Source organism: Candidatus Seongchinamella marina (genome assembly GCF_026262685.1).
Taxonomy (GTDB): Bacteria; Pseudomonadota; Gammaproteobacteria; order Pseudomonadales; family Halieaceae; genus Halioglobus; species Halioglobus marinus.
Map to the genome: position 1 here is coordinate 11,359 of NZ_SHNP01000007.1, position 18,964 is coordinate 30,322.

Here is an 18,964-nt window from a genome sequence, read left to right on the forward strand (position 1 = left end):
AACATCAGCCCTCCATCCAGAGCGCGATCGCGCCGGTCAGCAACAGGTTGAACAGGGTGAGCGGCAACATGATCTTCCAGCCCAGGGACATCAACTGGTCGTAGCGTGGGCGAGGAATGGCAGCCCGCAGCAATACAAAAAAGCAGATCAGGGCGAAAACCTTGAGGCAGAACCAGACCACTGGTGGCAGTACCGGACCAAGCCAGCCACCGAAAAACAGAGTGGTAATCATGCAGCAGATCAGGATCAGCCCCAGGTATTCCCCCAACATGAACATAGCGAACTTCATGCCACCGTATTCGGTATGGAAGCCGGCAGTGAGTTCGTGCTCCGCCTCGGGCAGGTCGAAAGGTAGACGATGACTCTCTGCTATACCCGCAATCATGAAAGTGAAAAGTCCCAATATTTGCGGCACGCAGTACCAGACATCTCGCTGGGCCTCGACAATGTCACGCATTGAAAAACTGCCGGTCAACATGACAACGCCCATCAACGACAAACCCATGAAAACTTCGTAGCTAACCATCTGGGCCGCCGAGCGCAGGCCGCCTAACAGCGCATACTTATTGTTGGAGGCGAGGCCCCCGAGCAGTACGCTATATACCGCCAGTGAAGTCATTCCCAGAAAGAACAGCAGGCCGATGTTGATATCAAGGACGTATAAATCAGGTCCAAACGGAACCACCGCAAAGCCCAGTAACATGGCAACCACAATTGCCGTGGGAGCGAATACAAACACCAGTCTGTCGGCAAAGGGCGGCACCCAATCGTGTTTGGTTAATAGCTTGAGCATATCGGCAGCGACCTGGAGAACACCGAAGGGGCCCAGTCGATTTGGGCCGTAGCGATCCTGCCAGACACCCAGCAGGCGCCGCTCGAACCAGGTGAGTACGGCTGCTCCGCCGACCGCGGCGAAGATAATCAGTAGTCCAAAGCTGATGGTGCCTAGTTCAGTCATTGCCACTCCCGATTTCTGTGCTTCGGTCACTTCCGATCAGCTGTGGTCGACGACGCTTCCAGCCCTGGGCTTTTTGTAGACTGATATTCTCCCCTGGGGTCAGGTTGGCGGTGCCACTGTGGCCAGCGGCGTAGCCGATACAACCGGCTGCAATGCTATTGTTGATTTTGACTTCTAGGGTGGCCAGTCCGTCGTTCAGGTTCAGTCCATCGCCTTCGCCTACCTCCAGGCCAAGGGCATCATCAGCACGTATTTCAATGTAGCCGTCTTCGCAAAGCTCTGCGACTCCGAGGCTAAGTGCGCTCAGTTCTTCTGAACCAAAGATGCGATAGCGGGGTACCAGTTGCCACTGGCCCTGAGTGGGTGAAAATGCTGGCGGGTTCTCGCGCGGGCCTGACTCTTTGGCTTGGCCCGGGCCCAGCAAACGCATGCCCGCTGTGCCGCCTCGTAAGGGTCCGCCAACTTCTGACTGGAAACGGTGTAGCGACTGATTTGAATTCCAGCCCGGTGCCCAGACAAAAGGTAACAATGAGCCAGGCTGTGAACGATTTAACCCTTCCATGGTGAATGCCAGGGGTGATTCTTCATCGACCGGCTGCTTCGGTTCATGTACCGAGATATCGGCGCGCATTGCCGTGCGCCCGGAGTAACGATGAGGCTGGCGTGGAATTTTTACGCCCGCATTACGAAAATGATGGTCAGGTGCCGCCCCTGTGATGCCCGCCAGGTCGGCAATATTGGCGGCACAGTCTCGGGTGATGTCATCGAAATGATGCAGGTCGGCAGCTGTTGAAAGTCCCAGCTCTTTGCTGCAGGCCAGCAACCAGACCCAGGCTGGCCTGCGCTCGCCCTTCGGCGCAAACACAGGGTAGTGTCGCTGTGCACGGCCTTCCAAACTAACCAGCGTACCTTCTGTTTCGGCAAAGCTGGCCGCGGGGAGAACCAGACTGGCTGCGGAAGTGGTGCGGTTGTCCAGTCCGTCCAAAACGATAACAGTGTCGGCGGCCGCGAGCAGACGCTCGACTTCTGGCTCCGGCGCACGGTGATAGAGGTCGTTTTCCAGAATAACAAGGACATCGAAGTTGCCATCAGCAGCCAACTTGCCGAGGCAGGGACTATCAGGCCCCGCCAGCATCGCCTGACCTAGGCTGTTAGCTTCTGGCACCGTCAGTGTAAGCATGGTCTGCTGGCCTGACTGACAAAGTGCTTCTGCAACGTCGGCGGCTGTTTGCATCACCTCGGCGTTGCCGCAGCTGGTGCCTGAAATAATGAGCGGTCGTTTGGCCGCTCGTAAAGCAGTGCTGATTGCTTCAACGTGCCCAGCAATTTCCGGCTCGAGATCTTCTCCTGTATGGCCTGAAATTGATGCGGCTACTGCTGCTCCCAGGCGCGCAATATTTTGAGGTGCCAGCGTTATGTTTTCCTCGGCTACATCTGCCAGTCGGGTGCTGCCAGTGGCTGCAATAAACAGTGGGCTGAGTTGATCCTGGGCCAGATTGCGAACAGCGGCATCCTGCCAGGACTCCAGGCGCAGATCGGCGGCCATCTCAAACGCCTTGTTGCGCACGCTCTGACGTAAGGCCAATGCGAGTCGCGGCGCGGTATTGGTAAGGTCTTCGCCGAGAATCAGAATTACATCGGCAGATTCGATACTGCGAATGTCTGGAGTGACTGCTGAACTGGCCTGCTGCAGCTCCAGTGCCAGGTTGACCAGTTTGTGCTCTCCATCATTGAAGCCGGGACTGAAGTTATCCTCTCCGACCAGGTTGCGAAGCAGGTAGTTGGCTTCCACAGATGCTCGGGGCGAACCGATGCCGGCGACTCGGGCACCGCTGCAGGCTTCCGCCATGACTTGCAGGGCGTGATGATGATCCACAGGGTCGTAGGATCCGGTTTGGTTGCGTAAGCCGGGGCTTTCTAAGCGTTCATCGTTGTTAACAAAGTTAGCGCCGAAACGACCGCGATCGCAAAGAAAATAGCCATTGACCTCGGCGTTAAAGCGGTTGTGAACGCGTTTGAGTCGGCCATAACGTTCACCGGGTATTGTATTACAGCCCACGGCACAGCCGGTGCATACCGAGGGAGCGGACTGTAGGTCCCACTTGCGCGTGTAGTCATTGACCAGCGTCTTGTCGGTGAACACGCCTGTAGGACAGACTTCCACCAGGTTGCCGGCGAATTCACTTTCCAGTACGCCTTCCTGGTGGCGCCCGAAGTAGACGTGGTCATGGGAAGCGAGTGCGGCAAGATCAGTGCCACCCGCATAGTCCTTGTAGTAACGGGTGCATCGGTAGCAAGTGATGCAGCGGTTCATCTCGTGATTGATCAGTGGTCCGAGATACTGATTGCGATGTGTGTTTTTCTGCCCTCTGTAGACACGATCTCGATGACCGACCATGACAGTCATGTCCTGCAAGTGGCACTCGCCACCCTCAGCACACACCGGGCAATCGTGGGGGTGATTTAACATCAACGACTCAACTACCGACTCGCGAAAGCCCTTTGCCCGATCGCCATCGAGTGAGAATATGGCCCCGTCCGTCACCGGAGTCATGCAGCCCATTACGATGCGCCCACGGCCGGATTGTTCGTCCTCGTCTGTCAGGTATTGCACAACGGCACACTGGCGACAGGCACCGACGGAACCCATGGCCGGGTGCCAGCAGAAATAGGGCAAGTCCAACCCCAAAGACAGGCAGCTTTCCAGCAGGTTCTTGCCTGCCTCCATTTCATATTCCACGCCGTCTATGCGAATTGTGGGCATTAGTGAGTTCCCCCGTTACAGTGGGGACAGTTGCCGCTCAGGTGATTTTCAAAGGCTTCCGGAAAGTATTTCATTGCGCTTTGCAGAGGTTCCATCGCCCCGGGCGCGAGCGCGCAATGGGTGTTGCCGATAGCGCCAATAAACTTCACCTGACGCGCCAGGGTGTCCATGTCTTCTTCCTGGCCGCGGTCATTCTGGATATCGTCTAACACCTGGGCCGACCAGGGCAGTCCATCCCGGCAGGGGGTGCAGAAGCCACAGGACTCACGTGCAAAAAACGCGACCAGGTTTTTGACAAAACCGACTGGACAGGTTTTGTCGTCCAGAATAATCATGGTGCCAGTGCCCATGCGTGAACCGGCCTTGCCAATGGTGTCATAGTCCATCGCCAGGTCCAGATGCTCCTCGGTCAAGAAATCGGTAGAGCCACCTCCGGGAAGAAAGCCCTTGAGGTTGTAGCCGTCTTCCATGCCGCCGGCGTACTCCTCGATGATCTGGCGCACCGGTGTACCCATTGGCAGCTCCCAGCATCCTGGGTTCTTGACCCGGCCGCTAACGCCATACAATTTGGTGCCGGCATCTTCGGTCAGTCCTAGCGACTTGAACCACTCGGCACCGCGCTCAATGATGTGATGGACGTTACACAATGTTTCCACGTTGTTGACGATAGTTGGGCGCCCCCACAGACCGCTCACCTGGGGGAAAGGAGGCTTGGCTCGGGGGTTGGCTCGCTTACCTTCCAGTGAGCTGATCAATGCGGTTTCCTCGCCGCAGATGTAGCGCCCTGCGCTGGAGTGGACGTGCATCTCAAGTTGATAGCCCGTCCCGAGGATATCTTGCCCCAGATAACCTTTTTCATGACAGGCGGCAATTGCTTCTTGCAGCAGGCGAGTGGCTTGATGATACTCAGCGCGAATAAAAATATAGGCGACATCGGCCTGCAATGTATAAGCGGAAACGATCATGCCTTCGATAAGCTGATGGGGGTCGCATTCCAGTAATAGTCGGTCTTTAAAGGTGCCCGGTTCCATTTCATCGGCGTTGCAGATCAGGTATTTATGTCCTGGGCTGCACTTGTCGCCCATAGGAACGAAGCTCCACTTCATTCCCGTCGGAAAGCCTGCACCACCGCGGCCACGGAGATTAGAGTCTTTAAGAACTTGCAGGCAATCTTCTGGCGACTGAGCAAGTGCCGCCCGCAGACCCAGGTAGCCGCCGTTGGCTTCGTAGGCAGCCATGTCAGTAGGACGGCGGTCATCGCGCACATTGCGGGTGAGAGGTGTAGTCAGGCTCATGGCGTGGTGCTCCCTCCCAAAATTCTTATGATGCTTTCTTCACAGAGGTCTTCATGCAGCTCATCGCCAACCATCATTACGGGCGCTTTGTCGCAAGCACCCAGGCAGGTCACAGGCAGTAGGGTATAGCGATTGTCACTGGTGGTCTCTCCTAACTCGACACCCAGTTCCTCGGTAATACGCTGCTGTAAGTTTTCGCAACCTTTTATCCAGCAGCTGATACTGTTGCAAAGCAGAATGACCTTGTCGCCCACCGGGCGGCGGTAAATGAGGTTGTAAAACGTGGCAATTCCATCCAGCTCATCGGCCGACATGTGCAGGTGTGCTGCGATTGCGCTCAGGCTCTCATCCGATACCCAGCCACGATGCGCCTGTACAATTTTTAGTGCGTCTATGGCCACTGCATCCCGATAAGGCACATGCGCGATCTCTGCATCAATGGCCTGTAGCTCTTCCTGGCTCAGGGCAGATATCAGGTTCATGGAGTTTGCTTCACTCATCTCGTCATCGGTCCACGTCTGCCATTACAAAGTCTATGCTGGCAATGATTGCGATCAGGTCAGGGATTAACAGCCCTTTGCAAAAGTCAGGGATTTGTTGCAGAGCCGGGAAAGATGGCGTGCGAATTCGGGTGCGATAAGAGGTGGTTCCACCGTCACTGACCAGGTGGTAGTTGTTAATGCCTTTGGTAGCCTCAATCGGGAAAGACGCTTCGCCTACCGGCATCACCGGTCCCCAGCTGACCGACAGGAAGTGATGAATAAGGGTTTCAATATCCTGCATGGTTCGTTCTTTGGGTGGAGGTGTGGTCAGTTTGTGTTCGCTTTTGTAAGGGCCCTCGGGCATGTTGTCCAGGCACTGGCGAATAATGCGCAGGCTCTGGCGAATTTCTTCTACTCGAACTGCAGCCCGGTCATAACTGTCGCCGCGATTGCCGATGGGTACCTCAAACTCGAACTCATCGTAGCCGCCATAAGGTCTGTCGCGGCGCAGGTCGAAATCCATGCCGGTGGCGCGCAACGAAGCCCCGGTTATGCCCCATGAAAGTGCTTCGGCTGTATCGTATTCACCGATACCCACCGTGCGCTGTTTGAGAATGCTGTTATCCATGGCCATAGTTTGATAGTGATCCATGCGCGCCGGCATGCTGTCGATAAATTCCCTGACCATTTTGTCCCAGCCCTGCGGCAGGTCCTGGGCTACGCCACCAATGCGGAACCAGGCAGGGTGCATTCGCCCGCCGGTAATTGCCTCGATAATCCCAAACAGCCGCTCCCGGTCAGCGAACATATAAAACACCGGAGACATCTGGCCAACGTCCTGGGCAAAAGTGCCGTAGAACACGAGGTGGCTGGAGATACGAAACAACTCTGCCATCATGATGCGAATGATCTTGGCTCGCGGCGGTACTTCAATGCCCGCAAGTTGTTCTATTGCCATTACGTAGGCAAGGTTGTTCATTACCCCGCCCAGGTAATCAATGCGATCGGTATAGGGAATGAACGAGTGCCAGGTTTGGCGCTCTGCCATTTTCTCCGCGCCGCGATGGTGATAACCAATATCAGGTACCGCATCGACAATCACCTCGCCATCCAGTTGCAGCGCGATACGGAACACGCCATGCACGGAAGGGTGGTTGGGCCCCAGATTGAGAAACATAAACTCGGTGTCTTCGGTTGCCCGCGCCATGCCCCATTCCTCGGGCTTGAACAGCAGTGCTTCTTGTTCCGCAGCTTGTTTTTCTTCGTCCAGGCTAAACGGTTCCATCTCGGTCGCGCGGGCTGGATGGTCCTTGCGTAGCGCATGGCCCTCCCATGTGGGCGGTAATAGAATGCGGCGCAGGTTGGGGTGGCCGGAGAATTCTACGCCGTACATGTCCCAGGCTTCTCGCTCGTACCAGTTGGCGTTGGGCCAGATCAGGTGCGCAGACGGGACCGATGCATCATCTGAACTAACGCCCACTTTTATCCGTATTTCTTCCCGCGCTTCCAGGCTCAGCAGGTGGTAAACAATAGTGAAGTCCAGGGCGGCCTCGGGGCGATGCTCGCGCAGGCGCTCATCAATGCCGAACAAATCGAGCAACATGGGGAATTCGGCTCGCAGGTGTGCCAGTACCTCTAGTAGTTTGTGCCGTTCTACCCATAAAGTTGGGGTGTTGTCCTGGGTTGGCTGGGCCGTAAATGACGGCGCACCAAAGCGGCTGAACAGGCCGTTCACGGTGGCGTTGCTGTCAGATGTTTGCTGCGCTTGTGGCACTGGCGCTTTAGCCCCTTATATTTTTATTGGTCAGCGTCATCCCCGCGCTTGCGGAGGTAACTGCAGTTAAACCTGGTCAGGCGTCTTTAATTCTGTGGCCAGATTTCTTTCTTTCTGCAGCATGTCTCTGCGTGCAGGCATTTCCGGTTTTATAATTTGTTGGTCTCCCGCGACCCAACTCAGGGGCCTGCGCTCTTGCTCAATTGCGTCCTGCAACATCATCAATCCCTGCATCAGGGCCTCAGGTCGGGGAGGGCAACCGGGGACGTAAACATCCACAGGAATAAACTTGTCTACACCTTGAACCACACTGTAGATGTCGTACATGCCACCTGAGTTTGCGCAGGAGCCCATGGAAATAATCCAGCGTGGCTCCAGTAGCTGGTCGTAGAGGTGCTGAACGACCGGAGCCATTTTGCGAAAAACAGTTCCTGAGATAACCATGAGATCGGCTTGTCGAGGTGTGGCGCGAATTACTTCCGAGCCAAAGCGGGCAATGTCGTGGCGACTGGTAAAGGAGGTCGCCATTTCTACATAGCAGCAGGAGAGTCCGAAATTGAAGGGCCAGAGGGAGTGAGCCCTTCCCCAGGCAATCAGGTCTTCCAGTCTGGCAAAGAACACATTGCGTTTAATTTGCTCTTCTATGCTGATATCGCTCCCGCCGGGTGAACTGGCGATCACATCCTCAGGCTTGCTAAGGTTCCATTCCACTAGTGCAACTCCTCGGGGTGTAGGCCCTGACCGCTTTTGATTCCCCAGTCCAGGGCGCCGGTACTTAGTTCGTAGATCAGGGCGACTCCAAGAACGAAGATGAATGCAGCAATCGCGATGAAGCCTTGCCACCCCAGCTCAAAAAATGCAATCGCCCAGGCAAAGATGAATACCGTTTCCAGATCGAAGATTACGAAGAAAATTGCGACCAGGTAGAACTCAACAGACATCTGGATTTGTGAGGAGCCGACCGAGAGCACGCCTGATTCGAAGGGAAGGTTAGTTGCGTTGTTGGCCCTTCGCTGCCCCAGCAGGTAAGACAAGCCAAGCATAGTCGCCACCAGTAACAGGACGGCAACGAAGTAAATCACAAACGGAAGGAGGCTGGTGTCGGCTGAACTCAAACGATAGGCCTCCCGGATGCGGCGGCATATCCCAGGCTTGGGGATACACGGGCGAGGCAACGGGGGGTGTTTGGATGAATGTGGGGCACAAAGGAGTCCCTCGGCAGGGCGCACAAGGCGCTCTGTCGGCAAAATGGTGCTACTGTTTTACGTCTCAGCACAGTTACTCCACATCGGCCTTTGGGCATTGATGGAGGTCACTTGCCCATACCACTAACCACTTGGGAAAGTAAATCGACCAGTTACAGTTACCACTTACAACGTAGATGACTCTAGCCATGTTGTAGACCAAACGCAAGAATGAGAGCTTAATTCATGAAAACGTTGCATCTGATGAGGCATGCAAAGTCAGCCTGGAATCAGCCTGAGCTGTCTGACAGAGAGCGCGAACTGAACAAGCGAGGTCGGCGAGATGCGCCTCGCATGGGGGCAGCACTAGCCCACCAGTTGGCGCCACAAAGCATTGTGGCAAGCCCTGCCAGACGTGCGCAGCTAACCCTGTTCGGCCTTTGCGCTGGATGGTCTGCATTGACCGACTTTGACCATCGTACCGATGAGAGACTGTATACATTCGATGTGCAAGATCTGCTCGAATGGATATCAATGCAGCCAGACGAGCAGAGCAGTGTGTTCCTGATAGGGCACAACCCGGCTCTCACAGAATTGCTCAATGAGTTAGTTGGACACTGGCAATTAGACAACCTCCCCACGGCCGGCTATGCGCGCATGACGCTGGATCTGGAGACCTGGTCACAGACTTCAGCAGGATGCGCTACGCTGGTTCAAACTCTGTTCCCCAAACAGCTGCCAAAGGAGTGAGAGAACTCTGCTGTTGATGAATTTTTAATCTGGCAAGCGCGCCCTGCTGCACTACACTGCCAACAATGATAGGCTTTGCACGCCTTCCAACTAAACCGGAGTTTTTTGATGCGAATTGCCCTTGGTGCGCTTGCTGCGTTGTTTATTGTCGGCTGCCAAACGCAGCCCACTGCTACCCTGGTCACTCAATGCGCAGAGCCTCGGCCGCAAGTGTGCACCATGGAATACGCGCCGGTGTGTGCAGACCTCACATCAGGTGGTAAAAAGCAGTACTCCTCCGGTTGCAATGCTTGCGCTCACGACTCGGTGAGTGGCTATCTGAATGGGGAGTGCCCTGAGTGAGCCTCACCAATCGCATTTTGATAGCCATGGTGGCGGGTATCGCCGTTGGCTCAATCATCAACTTATTAGTGCACTCAACTGGCGTCTCCGAAGGGCTTAAATCACTGGTTGATGTTTACTTTGTCAACGGTTTGTTCGACGTGGTGGGCCGCATATTTGTCGCGTCTCTGAAGCTGCTGGTCGTTCCGCTAGTGATGGTCTCTCTGATCTGCGGCGCTTCATCTCTTGGCGACAGTGCCCGTATGGGGCCTATTGCAGTCAAGACGCTGGGTTTTTACATGGCCACTACCGCCATCGCAATTAGCTTGGCACTTTTCTTTGCCGTGCTGATCAGTCCCGGGGCCGGTGTTGCCATTGAGGGTGCCGCCGACTTTCAGGCCAAAGCCGCGCCGCCATTGACCGATGTTCTGGTAGATATATTTCCCTCGAACCCGATTAAGGCGATGGCCGACGGCAAAATGCTTCAAATTATTGTCTTCGCCCTGTTATTTGGCTACGCCATCTCACACGCCGGTGAACCCGGCCGGCGCTTGGCCAGTTTTTTCCGCGATGTAGACTCGGTCATCATGAAAATGGTGGAAGTACTGATGAAGTTGGCGCCTTATGGTGTATTCGCGCTGCTTTCCAAGTTGTTCTCCAGCATGGGGATAGGCGCAATTTTTGACCTGGCGGCTTATTTCTTTACCGTCCTGGGTGTACTGCTGTTGCATGCCCTGGGTGTCTATAGCTTTATGCTGCGGACTCTGGCTGGCCTTTCTCCCGCTATATTGCTGAAAAAAATGCGCCCTATCTGGGCCTTTGCATTTAGTACTGCCTCCTCCGGTGCCACTTTGCCCATTACTTTGCGCACTGTGGAAAAGCGGATGGGCGTTCACAATTCGGTAGCAGGCTTTACGGTGCCGCTGGGTGCAACCATTAACATGGACGGCACCGCCATCATGCAGGGCGTGGCAACCGTATTTATCGCCCAGGTCTACGGAGTGGACCTCTCCACGGGTGATTTTCTTACCGTGATATTGACCGCTACTCTGGCCTCCATTGGTACCGCGGCAGTTCCGGGCGTAGGTCTTATTACGCTGGCGCTGGTGCTGGAGCAAGCGGGCCTGCCGGTCGAGGGCATCGCACTCATTATTGGTGTTGACCGTCTCCTGGATATGGTTCGTACAGCGGTTAATGTCACCGGAGACGCTACAGTCTCGCTAATCGTTGCCAAGAGTGAGAAGCAATTCGACCAGTACGTGTTTGATGATCCGAAGGCAGACCAGCATAGCGATGAGAACCCTGGCGTGGTTCCTTCCATCTGACAATCAAGGCCACAGCCCCGCTGCGGGCTGTGGTATCCTTTACCGCCCGATAGCCCAAAGTAGAATTAAGAAATGTCCATTCAGTGCACCATTGTTCCGGTGACTCCGTATCAGCAAAATTGTTCCATTATAAAGTGTCAGGCCAGCGGTAAAGCCGCCATCGTCGACCCCGGAGGCGATGTCGAACGTATTTTGGAAGCGGTGGCGAAAATGGATGCCACTGTCGAAAAAATTATCCTTACCCACGCTCATATGGATCACTGCGCCGCGGCGGATGTATTGCGCCAACAATTGCAGATCACCATAGAAGGTCCGGAAAAAGCCGATAATTTCTGGCTGGAAAAATTGCCTGAGTGGTGCAAGATGTCGGGGTTTCCCCACGCCGATGCTTTTGAACCTGATCGCTGGCTTGAAGACGGCGATACTGTAACGGTCGGCGAACAAACGTTGCAGGTGCTGCATTGCCCCGGGCATACACCGGGTCACGTGGTATTTCTCCACCAGGCGCAAAATGTTGCGTGGGTGGGCGATGTGTTATTCCAGGGCTCAATTGGTCGGACCGACTTTCCAATGGGCAATCACGAAGACCTGGTTGCCAGTATTCGTGGCAAACTTTTCCCTTTGGGGGATAACATCACGTTTATTCCGGGACATGGGCCTACATCCACCTTTGGCGAGGAGCGTCGCAGCAATCCCTTTGTTTCGGATTCCCGCTATGGATGATATGCCCGAGGATCGCGAAGCGCTGCTGCGCAAGGAATACCACAGCCAGACCGCAAGGATTAATTGGCACGACCTGCAAACTTACTACGCTCATGGTAATGCAATATCTGTGGGCTCTGACCTGAACCTGGTGGAAGTGGCGGTGCAACTGGGGCTGGATAACACAGACCAGTTTCAGCAGTGGATTGCAGACGGCCAGATCGCTTCAGTGCACGATGATCAGGCACTGGTCTGGTACGAAGTGAATCAGGAGCTGTGGGCAGTGGTCGCCCCTCCGTGGCTATTGGTACAGCAGCGGACCTGAGGTTTTATCGAATAACTTTAATCCAGTCCCCTGTCCTGGGTTCGCCTCGGGGGTACATTCCGTTGAGCAAACGCAGTTGATCTTCGGCATAGGGAATACGAATGCTGGAGGCAATGCTGGCAAACGTTGCCCCTCTGGGCACTTGAATATAGTGTATGTAACGCGGGGTGCCCGCCTGTTTTTCCTTAGGGTGAGTGGGCCGGAAGCTTTTAATGATTTCGAGTAACACAGGGTCGTTTGCGGCGAAATCTGCAGACTCGCCCTGCAGTAAGTAAGTGTAGTTGTAGTCGATAACCGCTAATCGCTTTGCAACGCCGTTGCTACTGGCGATGGCGCAATAACCTTGCAGTCCTGCTTGCTCCAGTGCTGCAGCCTCGCTAAAGTCGCCGCTGGCGCTGCTTTTGAGGACCGATTCCGGGGTCTTGCTGCTGTCTTTTCTACGCAGCGTAATAGTCAGGGAGGTTCTGCCATCTGCTGAGCTTGCGACCACTGCCTTGCTGCTTGACTTCACTGACCAGCCCTCGGGATGTTCAAAAGTAAAAGCCAGTTTGCTGTGGTAGTAGCGGTTTTCTTCTCGCTGACCTTGTACGCTCTCTCCCCAGACAAGGCCCTCAATGTGGCGCCGAAATTCACCGGCTTGTTCAGGGCTTTCCACGTATTCATCCAGATCCAGTTCACCCGCCTTGCGGATGACAGTTTGCAGGCGTTTGTCGTTACGTGGGTGGCTGGCATAAAGGCCGTGATAGGTGCCAGCCGGCTTGCCTGTGGCTCTGGCTTTAACGCGCTGGAACTGTTCCTGGTCCTTGAGCACGCCAATGACTTCCAGCAGCGCCTGTGGGTCATAGCCGGTTTTGTACATGTATTCTGCGCCCAGTCCGTCGGCCTCCAATTCCATGTCTCTGCCAAAGCCACTGATCAATTCGGCGCCGTACATGGTGGAGGCTTCTGCCAGGTCACCGCTGCCGGTGAGAATGTAAGCAGTGGTCGCTACGATTTTACTGGTAATGTCTGCTCGTCCACGTCGGCCGTGATGATTGCCGGTGACGTGTCCAATCTCATGGCCTATGACGCCCGCCAGTTCCTCTTCTGAATCCATGAAAGGCAATAAACCGCGGCTCACATAGATAAAACCATTGGGTGCGGCAAAGGCGTTGATGACGCCTGAGTCGAGTACCGTAAAGGTAAACTTGCCTTTTGGTTTGTCTGAGTTTGCCACCAGCGACTGGCCGATGCGGTTGATGTAGGCTTGTAGCTCAGGGTCGTCGTAAATCTGCCCTGAATCGATAATCTTTTGGTGTTCTTCCTCGCCTTTGCTGGCTCCCATGCTGTTGCTGGCCGCAAAGACAATAGTGAGGAGTAACAAGACTACGGGCAGGCGCATTTTCAATACTCGCTGGAGAGAAATTCCAGTAATTGATCGCCAATTCCGTCGCAGGCAGTGCCCTGCACTGGCGCAATAATCGGTATGGGGACGACTACTGCGGGCATATAGGACTGCCCTGTGGCGGTCGTGTTTACCCGGCCTACTTCGGCCTGGTCGGTGAAGTCCCAGATAACGGCCTCGTAATTGGAGTCGTTACTCCAGGTGCCAAAACCGAAGCAACCGGCTCCGCCAGGGCCGATGCCGCAGGTCATTGAACCAGCAGAATCCGATTGAACGGTAACGCCGTCTACCCAGACCATGTACTCGGTTTTCAGTTCCAGCATGCGTTGGGCAACAGGGTCCTGCTCAAGCAGACGGGTAATATCTTCGGGGTGCAGTGGGGCGGTGCGCGGTTCGAACCACGGGTACAGAGAGTTAATAAAGTCGATCTCGTTTATCACGGTGATGCTGTTGTCTCTGCGGGATATGTGATCACCAACGCATTCAATAAAGTCAGGTTCAGTTTCGTAGTCGCTAGCGTGACGCCGACCCAGAATAACCACGGTGGAATCGCCAATCCCGGCAAGGGGCTCGTTGAAAACCATTTCGTCGACGGTAGAGGTGACACAACCTGTGGTAATGAGAACGAGGCCAAGAGCCAGTAGCATTTTCATGAGTCGACCTCCGCCTTTTCAGTCTCAGGTGGCGCGTCGAGTACTTGATCGACTTCAGCAGGAGGGTTATCTATAGCTTGCTGTCCTCCATCCATCCAGGCCGCTACGTCGGGTACACGGGTAAAGCTGGTGGCAAAGTTTGCGCCTGCGTCCCGCAACGCCATCACCGCCGCCAGGTTTACTGCCGCCTGATCGCTACGCAGGAAGGCGGTAGGTGTTTTGCCGTAAGCAGCCATGGTCCACTCAGCGATGGGTTCGCCCGACGTGGTCACCAACTCGAAACGATAGCGCATCCAGATTTCATACACTTTGATATTGGTGTGCTGGGGTATGGCGTATTGCAGTTCGTCCACGTGAGGGATTAAAACTGCGTTGACCAGTTGATTCATTTGACCGGACGCAGGCTCGCCTTTCATGTGCACCAACTCAGTGAACATGCCTGCTAATAATGTATCCCACATCGCTACCTGAGCATCACCGGTGCTGACGAGCCAGCTCGGCTCCGAGCGTGTTTTGGCTTCGTCTGAAAACTCGTGATTGGCAAAATCTTCTGGGTACCAGACGCCTAGCGTCAGGGGTATCGGTTCCATGAGTGGAGCGGGGAAGTTACCCTCCACTTTTACCGTATTTGGCCCACAGCCCGCCAATAAAGCGAGCAGCAATGCCACGCCAAGGGCTCGGATATCAGGGCCGGAAGTCGTTGAGCGCAACAAAAGTCCCTCCATTGCGGTATGCCAGTTCACGCATCAGTGTAGCGAAGCGAATGCCTGTGGTCTGCAAATGTGATGCACGGATAAATTGTACGGGAAAACCCACGCCGTGGATTCTTACCAGGCGGTTGCCCTCGGCGTCCGTCTGATTGATTCGATCCACCGTTTCCACGACCGAGGCGATAGAATCGCCGGTAAATTCATCGCCAAATACATACAAACTGATTTTCTTGCCGGGGTCGTAAAAGGTTCGAATGGCAGCCGTAATACCTTCAACTGGGCTGGAATTACTGAACACATTCCAGTTGCGCAAGTTCTGCATGATCACCTTGCGACGACCCGGGGTGTCAGGAATCCACTGACCCCGGTAGCGACTGAACATGTACTGGCCCATGTCATTCATTACCTGTATTCCTTTTACCTCTGGATATATCGCCAGGGTCGCCTGTATTTCCTCAATCATTCTTTCCCAGGCATAAGAGAACATGGAGCCTGAGGTATCGATGATGAAAATGATGTATTCGCTGTCTACCGGAATGCCACCAATCAGGTTGTTTTTTGAAAGGTACTGGCTTCCCAGTAATCGCTTCATCTCGTCCGACAGTTGCTGGCGGGCTATCGCCAGTTGCTCGGTAATGACATCGTTGCTGTTGGTCTCTACCTGAATACTGTCATATTGCGAACGCGCACTGGCGAGCTGACCCTGTAAAATAGCGATGCGCTCCGTATACTCCGACAACTGTTTATGCTTTGCGTTCAGGTCGCGGTTGAGTACGACAGATTCGCCCCTGATGTCATAGATCTGCTCCTGCAAGTCAGCCAGTTTGCCCTCCAGGTTAACGGTGGATGCCTCGATGATTTGTGGCTGCACCGTTTTAGTGATCATCAGCAACAGAATCACTGCGCCAAAGCCACAGCAAATCACGTCGAGAAACGACAGCGAGAACTCCTCTGCGGCGCGCCGGCGGGCCATCAGGGCCAATCCCTGGAGGGACTGAGAAGCGTGCCCTGACTCACCTGCGCTAGCTGCCAGAACTCGGATGCGGCCATGGGGTCGCCTTCCATCGGGGCTAAAATAATATTAATCGGTACACCTGTGGGTAGCTGGCGAATAGCCTGACGATACAGCTTTTGCCGATCCTTACCACTGACTTTGGTACCGCGCGGTGGGGACGTGCCCTGGGTGGGTAAGCCATCGGTGATCAGGAAAATATTATCAGGGGAAGGCGACAGCTTTTGCATGGCGATGAAAGCGTTCTCCAGACTGGTGCCGCCACTTGGCACGATCTGGCGAAGCTCGCTGGATACTTTTTCAAGCTGGGCCTGGTCCGCGACTTCAAGCCACTTGCCTTCGGTGGTGGGCAGTAGTGCCTTGGCCTCGGCGTTGAAGGTGATAACCTGATAATCGGCGTTGACCGGCAGTTGAGCAGTGAGCCAGTCAACTGTGTTCAGGGCGCGACTCCATTTGTCTGCCCGTCGCTGCACTGCGTCACCCATGTTGCGTAAGCGAATAATATTAACTAGCCGATCGGCGAGCATACTGGAAGAAATATCCAGTAGGATGGCGATATTGCGGCCACCGAGATTAAGGCCGGTCAGGTACTGACGGTTCCCCTCACCGACAAAGGTGCGAGCGCTTTTGCCCCCATCCTCAGCTGCAGCTTCTTTCAACTTTTGGACATCTTGCTCCAACGAACGGATCTCGGCTTTGAGCTTCTCAATGGCCTCATCCTCGGTATAGCCATCGTCTTTGAGGGATTCGATTAGTGCTTCATAGTCGTCAAGCTGTTCGGTGATGCGGGTGGCTCGCCCCTGGGCTTCTACCATGTCCATGTCCAGGTCAGACAGAATGTTGCGTAACGCCACCAGGCCTTCCTTGCCTTCGGTGACTTCTTCCTCCAGCAGGTTCACTTCAGACATCAGGTCCTGGTTAAGGTCTTGCGATTGAATTTCCATAGAATGATCGATAATCAGAAACACCAACACCACTGCCCCGAAGCCACAGGACATGATGTCCAGAAAGCTGAGGTTGAAAGTGGTAAAGCTGCGCTTCTGGCGTGCCATGCCTAGTCCACGACTTCGATCAGCTTAAACGCAACTCCGTCGGCAGAGCCGATGACATCGCCTGCAGCCAGAGGCTCATCCGCTTTTGCTGCTGTGCCATTGATTGTTGCGACCCCTGTCAGCAGCCAACCCTGCGCCTGCTGCTCAAGCGTCAGGCCCGGCGCTAGATTTACAGTGCCCGTGAGTGGTTTTGCGGTTGCGCCGATCAGTACGTGAGTGGGGTGAGTGATAGCCACCGGCATGGGTTCAAGGACTACCGGTTCAATGGGGCTACTATCGTCGGCCGCTAAACAGGGCAGGGCGGTGATGAAACTCAGTGGGCCATCGCGATTAAGCAGGTGGCCCGTCAGTTGTTGCATCGCTCGCCATAGTTCATCACCAGCGGCGATTTGAGCGATGGGAAATTTGTCTCGTACCCCAGGTAGCAGTGCCACCAATGGATCGGCAACTAACCGGTCTGCCGGAGAAAGACTGCCCATTGCTTCAGCGGCGGCGGTGAACAGCCGCTGTCCGGCGCTAACCATATCTGTGCCAGCAATGCGCGCCTGGTAACCATTAACTTCAATATTGGTTTCGGGACTATTAGCCAATGCTTGCAGTGCCTTGGGCAAAGCGTCATAAAGTTGCTGTTCAGTTTGTGCCTTACGTCGGGGGTCAAAGCGTGTCTGGCGAATAAATGCGCTGGCGACCACTTCCACTAATCGCTCCTGCAACTGCAACAGACCGCAACCTGGCAACGGCACGCTGCGCTGCACGATTATTTCGCTGCCGCTTTGCGCTAATTCAGTGATCAGGGCCTGATGTAATTGCAGTTCAAGGTGGAACAGGCGGCCCGGACCACCGTGCAGGCTACCGAGCAGGGCACTGCGATTGACCAGACCCACGACCTCAAACGGGCATTGCTGAACGATACCCAGCAACAAACTCAACTGCTCCCGTTGCATACTGCCAGAGCAAGCCAGCAAGAGTTCCTTGGGCTGTCCGGCCTCACGGTGCAGCTGCAGTAAATGTGCATGCACCAGATCGGCGGTATGACGTGCCGGGCCTAGCGCAGGCTGCAGAGGTTCAACGCTCAGCTGCCACCAGTATCGACTGTTAATGTCCCTTGGGCGCAAGCGAGCGCTGCCTCTGGCGTCGTTACCAAACTGATAGTCTTTACCTTCCAGTAGTGCATAGCCCGGACTTTGCTGCACCGGTCCCGCACCCCACAGCTGTAGGACACAGTCGTTAGTGTCTAACAGGGCAACGGTCATGCGGATACCAGGTGACGCAGTAGGCGCTTGTCTGAGTAGCGCTGGCAATCCAGCACCAGGCGTTCCTGAGACAACTGCAACTGGTGCAGGCAGAACATGATGACAATAGAGAGTACCAACGCGACGAAGGTACTGTTAAAGGCAACACCGAGGCTGACGGTGACACCGGAGATATCTCCTTCCACCGCCTTGTAAGCCTGGCCCAGGGCTTCGCCAATACCGCGCACGGTACCGATAAAGCCGATGGAGGGAATCGCCCAGGCGATGTAGCGCACCATGGATAGTTCGGAGTCCAGTCGGTCAGCCTCAATTTCACAGCTTTCCTTGATCGTGTCAGATACCGCCTGAATACTGCCAGTGGTCGCAAAGCGTTGCAGGGCAGACAGCAAGGTTCGCGGTAATAAATAGTCTTGCTCTTGCTCCGGTAGCGCCTCCAGTGACCGACTGTACTCTCGGGCGTCTTCGGGCAGCACACTGGTGCCCTCGGGAATGTCCAGCAAACGACGATCTAACAGACTTTGCTCGCCGATGGTTCGCTTACCCTTGTAGCCCATGATAGCCAGCGCCCATATCAACAAAATGAAACAGGCTTCTTGCTCAAAATCGCGGATGACCACAACAAAGCTTCGCTGCGGGACATAGTCATCTCCAGCTGCTTGCAGCTCCATTTCCTGGCGAATCTGGGTATCCGCTGCGGGGCGGATTGCGCCCACGTAAACCGCGTGAACCACGATCACCGCAATCAGCAGGGCAAACAACTGGTAAATGAATTCTGATGACATCCTTTGCTTCATGAGCGGGTCCTATATGTCCACCGGAAAGGAGACCGAGAGGTCTTCAGATATTTGCTCGGAGGATTCGTAATCAAAGGGATCGGTCGCGGGGCGGGGTGCTGCCTGCTCCGTTTTCGCTTCTATTTCAGTCTCGGTTGTGTCGCCAGCGTCTTGTTCCTCGACGTCGGCTTGAGCCCACAAAGGTGTGCCCCAGAGTGCCAGCAGTAGTATTAACAGCTTGTTCATG

The 18,964-nt window shown here is 54.9% G+C and carries 20 protein-coding genes; 5 read left to right on the forward strand and 15 right to left on the reverse strand.

Translation table 11 applies throughout. The features are described from left to right. Nucleotides 1-4: 4 nt before the first annotated feature. From nuoH to EYC87_RS17010, 7 genes are all read right to left on the reverse strand, one after another. On the reverse strand, nucleotides 5-958 hold the full coding sequence (gene nuoH, locus EYC87_RS16980; RefSeq protein WP_279253925.1) for an NADH-quinone oxidoreductase subunit NuoH: 954 nt from the start codon (nucleotides 956-958) through the stop codon (nucleotides 5-7). Beyond that, the gene (gene nuoG / locus EYC87_RS16985) at nucleotides 951-3,722 is read right to left on the reverse strand and encodes an NADH-quinone oxidoreductase subunit NuoG (RefSeq protein ID WP_279253926.1); all 2,772 of its coding nucleotides are present in this window, start codon (nucleotides 3,720-3,722) and stop codon (nucleotides 951-953) included. Before nuoG ends, nuoH begins: the two co-directional genes overlap by 8 nt. Next, the gene (gene nuoF / locus EYC87_RS16990) at nucleotides 3,722-5,017 is read right to left on the reverse strand and encodes an NADH-quinone oxidoreductase subunit NuoF (protein WP_279253927.1); all 1,296 of its coding nucleotides are present in this window, start codon (nucleotides 5,015-5,017) and stop codon (nucleotides 3,722-3,724) included. The genes nuoG and nuoF overlap by 1 nt, the downstream gene beginning before the upstream one ends. Further along, nucleotides 5,014-5,517, reverse strand: coding sequence for an NADH-quinone oxidoreductase subunit NuoE (nuoE, locus tag EYC87_RS16995; RefSeq protein WP_279253928.1), 504 nt, complete (start codon nucleotides 5,515-5,517; stop codon nucleotides 5,014-5,016). The genes nuoF and nuoE overlap by 4 nt, the downstream gene beginning before the upstream one ends. Before the next feature lie 4 nt (nucleotides 5,518-5,521). Continuing rightward, on the reverse strand, nucleotides 5,522-7,273 hold the full coding sequence (gene nuoC, locus EYC87_RS17000) for an NADH-quinone oxidoreductase subunit C/D (RefSeq protein ID WP_007228226.1): 1,752 nt from the start codon (nucleotides 7,271-7,273) through the stop codon (nucleotides 5,522-5,524). Nucleotides 7,274-7,339: 66 nt separating this feature from the next. Then, on the reverse strand, nucleotides 7,340-7,984 hold the full coding sequence (locus tag EYC87_RS17005) for a NuoB/complex I 20 kDa subunit family protein (protein ID WP_007228239.1): 645 nt from the start codon (nucleotides 7,982-7,984) through the stop codon (nucleotides 7,340-7,342). Beyond that, nucleotides 7,984-8,388, reverse strand: coding sequence for an NADH-quinone oxidoreductase subunit A (locus EYC87_RS17010; protein WP_050756456.1), 405 nt, complete (start codon nucleotides 8,386-8,388; stop codon nucleotides 7,984-7,986). The genes EYC87_RS17005 and EYC87_RS17010 overlap by 1 nt, the downstream gene beginning before the upstream one ends. Before the next feature lie 315 nt (nucleotides 8,389-8,703). Here EYC87_RS17010 and EYC87_RS17015 point away from each other — a divergent pair, with 315 nt between their 5' ends. The 5 genes from EYC87_RS17015 to EYC87_RS17035 all read left to right on the forward strand — a co-directional run bounded on the left by EYC87_RS17015 (nucleotide 8,704) and on the right by EYC87_RS17035 (nucleotide 11,880). After that, on the forward strand, nucleotides 8,704-9,207 hold the full coding sequence (locus EYC87_RS17015) for a SixA phosphatase family protein (protein ID WP_279253929.1): 504 nt from the start codon (nucleotides 8,704-8,706) through the stop codon (nucleotides 9,205-9,207). Nucleotides 9,208-9,315: 108 nt separating this feature from the next. Continuing rightward, a complete protein-coding gene (locus EYC87_RS17020; RefSeq protein WP_279253930.1) occupies nucleotides 9,316-9,549 on the forward strand; it encodes a hypothetical protein in 234 nt (77 codons plus the stop codon). Beyond that, the gene (locus EYC87_RS17025) at nucleotides 9,546-10,853 is read left to right on the forward strand and encodes a dicarboxylate/amino acid:cation symporter (protein WP_279253931.1); all 1,308 of its coding nucleotides are present in this window, start codon (nucleotides 9,546-9,548) and stop codon (nucleotides 10,851-10,853) included. Before EYC87_RS17020 ends, EYC87_RS17025 begins: the two co-directional genes overlap by 4 nt. 72 nt (nucleotides 10,854-10,925) lie before the next feature. Beyond that, nucleotides 10,926-11,576, forward strand: a complete 651-nt coding sequence (locus EYC87_RS17030) for an MBL fold metallo-hydrolase (RefSeq protein ID WP_279253932.1) — start codon at nucleotides 10,926-10,928, stop codon at nucleotides 11,574-11,576. Beyond that, the gene (locus EYC87_RS17035; RefSeq protein WP_040540488.1) at nucleotides 11,569-11,880 is read left to right on the forward strand and encodes a DUF2288 domain-containing protein; all 312 of its coding nucleotides are present in this window, start codon (nucleotides 11,569-11,571) and stop codon (nucleotides 11,878-11,880) included. The genes EYC87_RS17030 and EYC87_RS17035 overlap by 8 nt, the downstream gene beginning before the upstream one ends. Before the next feature lie 4 nt (nucleotides 11,881-11,884). On the opposite strand, the gene EYC87_RS17040 is transcribed toward EYC87_RS17035, so the two are convergent. Genes EYC87_RS17040 through EYC87_RS17075 form a run of 8 tightly spaced genes read right to left on the reverse strand, consistent with a single transcriptional unit; the run spans nucleotide 11,885 to nucleotide 18,963 of the window. Continuing rightward, the gene (locus EYC87_RS17040; protein WP_279253933.1) at nucleotides 11,885-13,261 is read right to left on the reverse strand and encodes a M48 family metalloprotease; all 1,377 of its coding nucleotides are present in this window, start codon (nucleotides 13,259-13,261) and stop codon (nucleotides 11,885-11,887) included. A gap of 2 nt (nucleotides 13,262-13,263) precedes the next feature. Continuing rightward, nucleotides 13,264-13,917, reverse strand: a complete 654-nt coding sequence (locus EYC87_RS17045; RefSeq protein WP_279253934.1) for a hypothetical protein — start codon at nucleotides 13,915-13,917, stop codon at nucleotides 13,264-13,266. Continuing rightward, a complete protein-coding gene (locus EYC87_RS17050) occupies nucleotides 13,914-14,630 on the reverse strand; it encodes a hypothetical protein (RefSeq protein WP_279253935.1) in 717 nt (238 codons plus the stop codon). Before EYC87_RS17050 ends, EYC87_RS17045 begins: the two co-directional genes overlap by 4 nt. After that, nucleotides 14,602-15,600: a VWA domain-containing protein gene (locus EYC87_RS17055; protein WP_279253936.1), complete on the reverse strand. Its 999-nt coding sequence runs from the start codon at nucleotides 15,598-15,600 to the stop codon at nucleotides 14,602-14,604. The genes EYC87_RS17050 and EYC87_RS17055 overlap by 29 nt, the downstream gene beginning before the upstream one ends. Beyond that, entirely contained in the window at nucleotides 15,600-16,691 is a 1,092-nt protein-coding gene (locus tag EYC87_RS17060) for a vWA domain-containing protein (RefSeq protein ID WP_279253937.1), read from the reverse strand. The genes EYC87_RS17055 and EYC87_RS17060 overlap by 1 nt, the downstream gene beginning before the upstream one ends. Before the next feature lie 2 nt (nucleotides 16,692-16,693). After that, the gene (locus EYC87_RS17065; protein WP_279253938.1) at nucleotides 16,694-17,944 is read right to left on the reverse strand and encodes a hypothetical protein; all 1,251 of its coding nucleotides are present in this window, start codon (nucleotides 17,942-17,944) and stop codon (nucleotides 16,694-16,696) included. Next, nucleotides 17,941-18,738, reverse strand: coding sequence for a MotA/TolQ/ExbB proton channel family protein (locus EYC87_RS17070; protein WP_040540496.1), 798 nt, complete (start codon nucleotides 18,736-18,738; stop codon nucleotides 17,941-17,943). The genes EYC87_RS17065 and EYC87_RS17070 overlap by 4 nt, the downstream gene beginning before the upstream one ends. A 9-nt stretch (nucleotides 18,739-18,747) precedes the next feature. Further along, nucleotides 18,748-18,963 (reverse strand): hypothetical protein, encoded by a 216-nt coding sequence (locus EYC87_RS17075; RefSeq protein WP_279253939.1) that lies wholly within the window; start codon nucleotides 18,961-18,963, stop codon nucleotides 18,748-18,750. Nucleotide 18,964 lies beyond the last annotated feature (1 nt).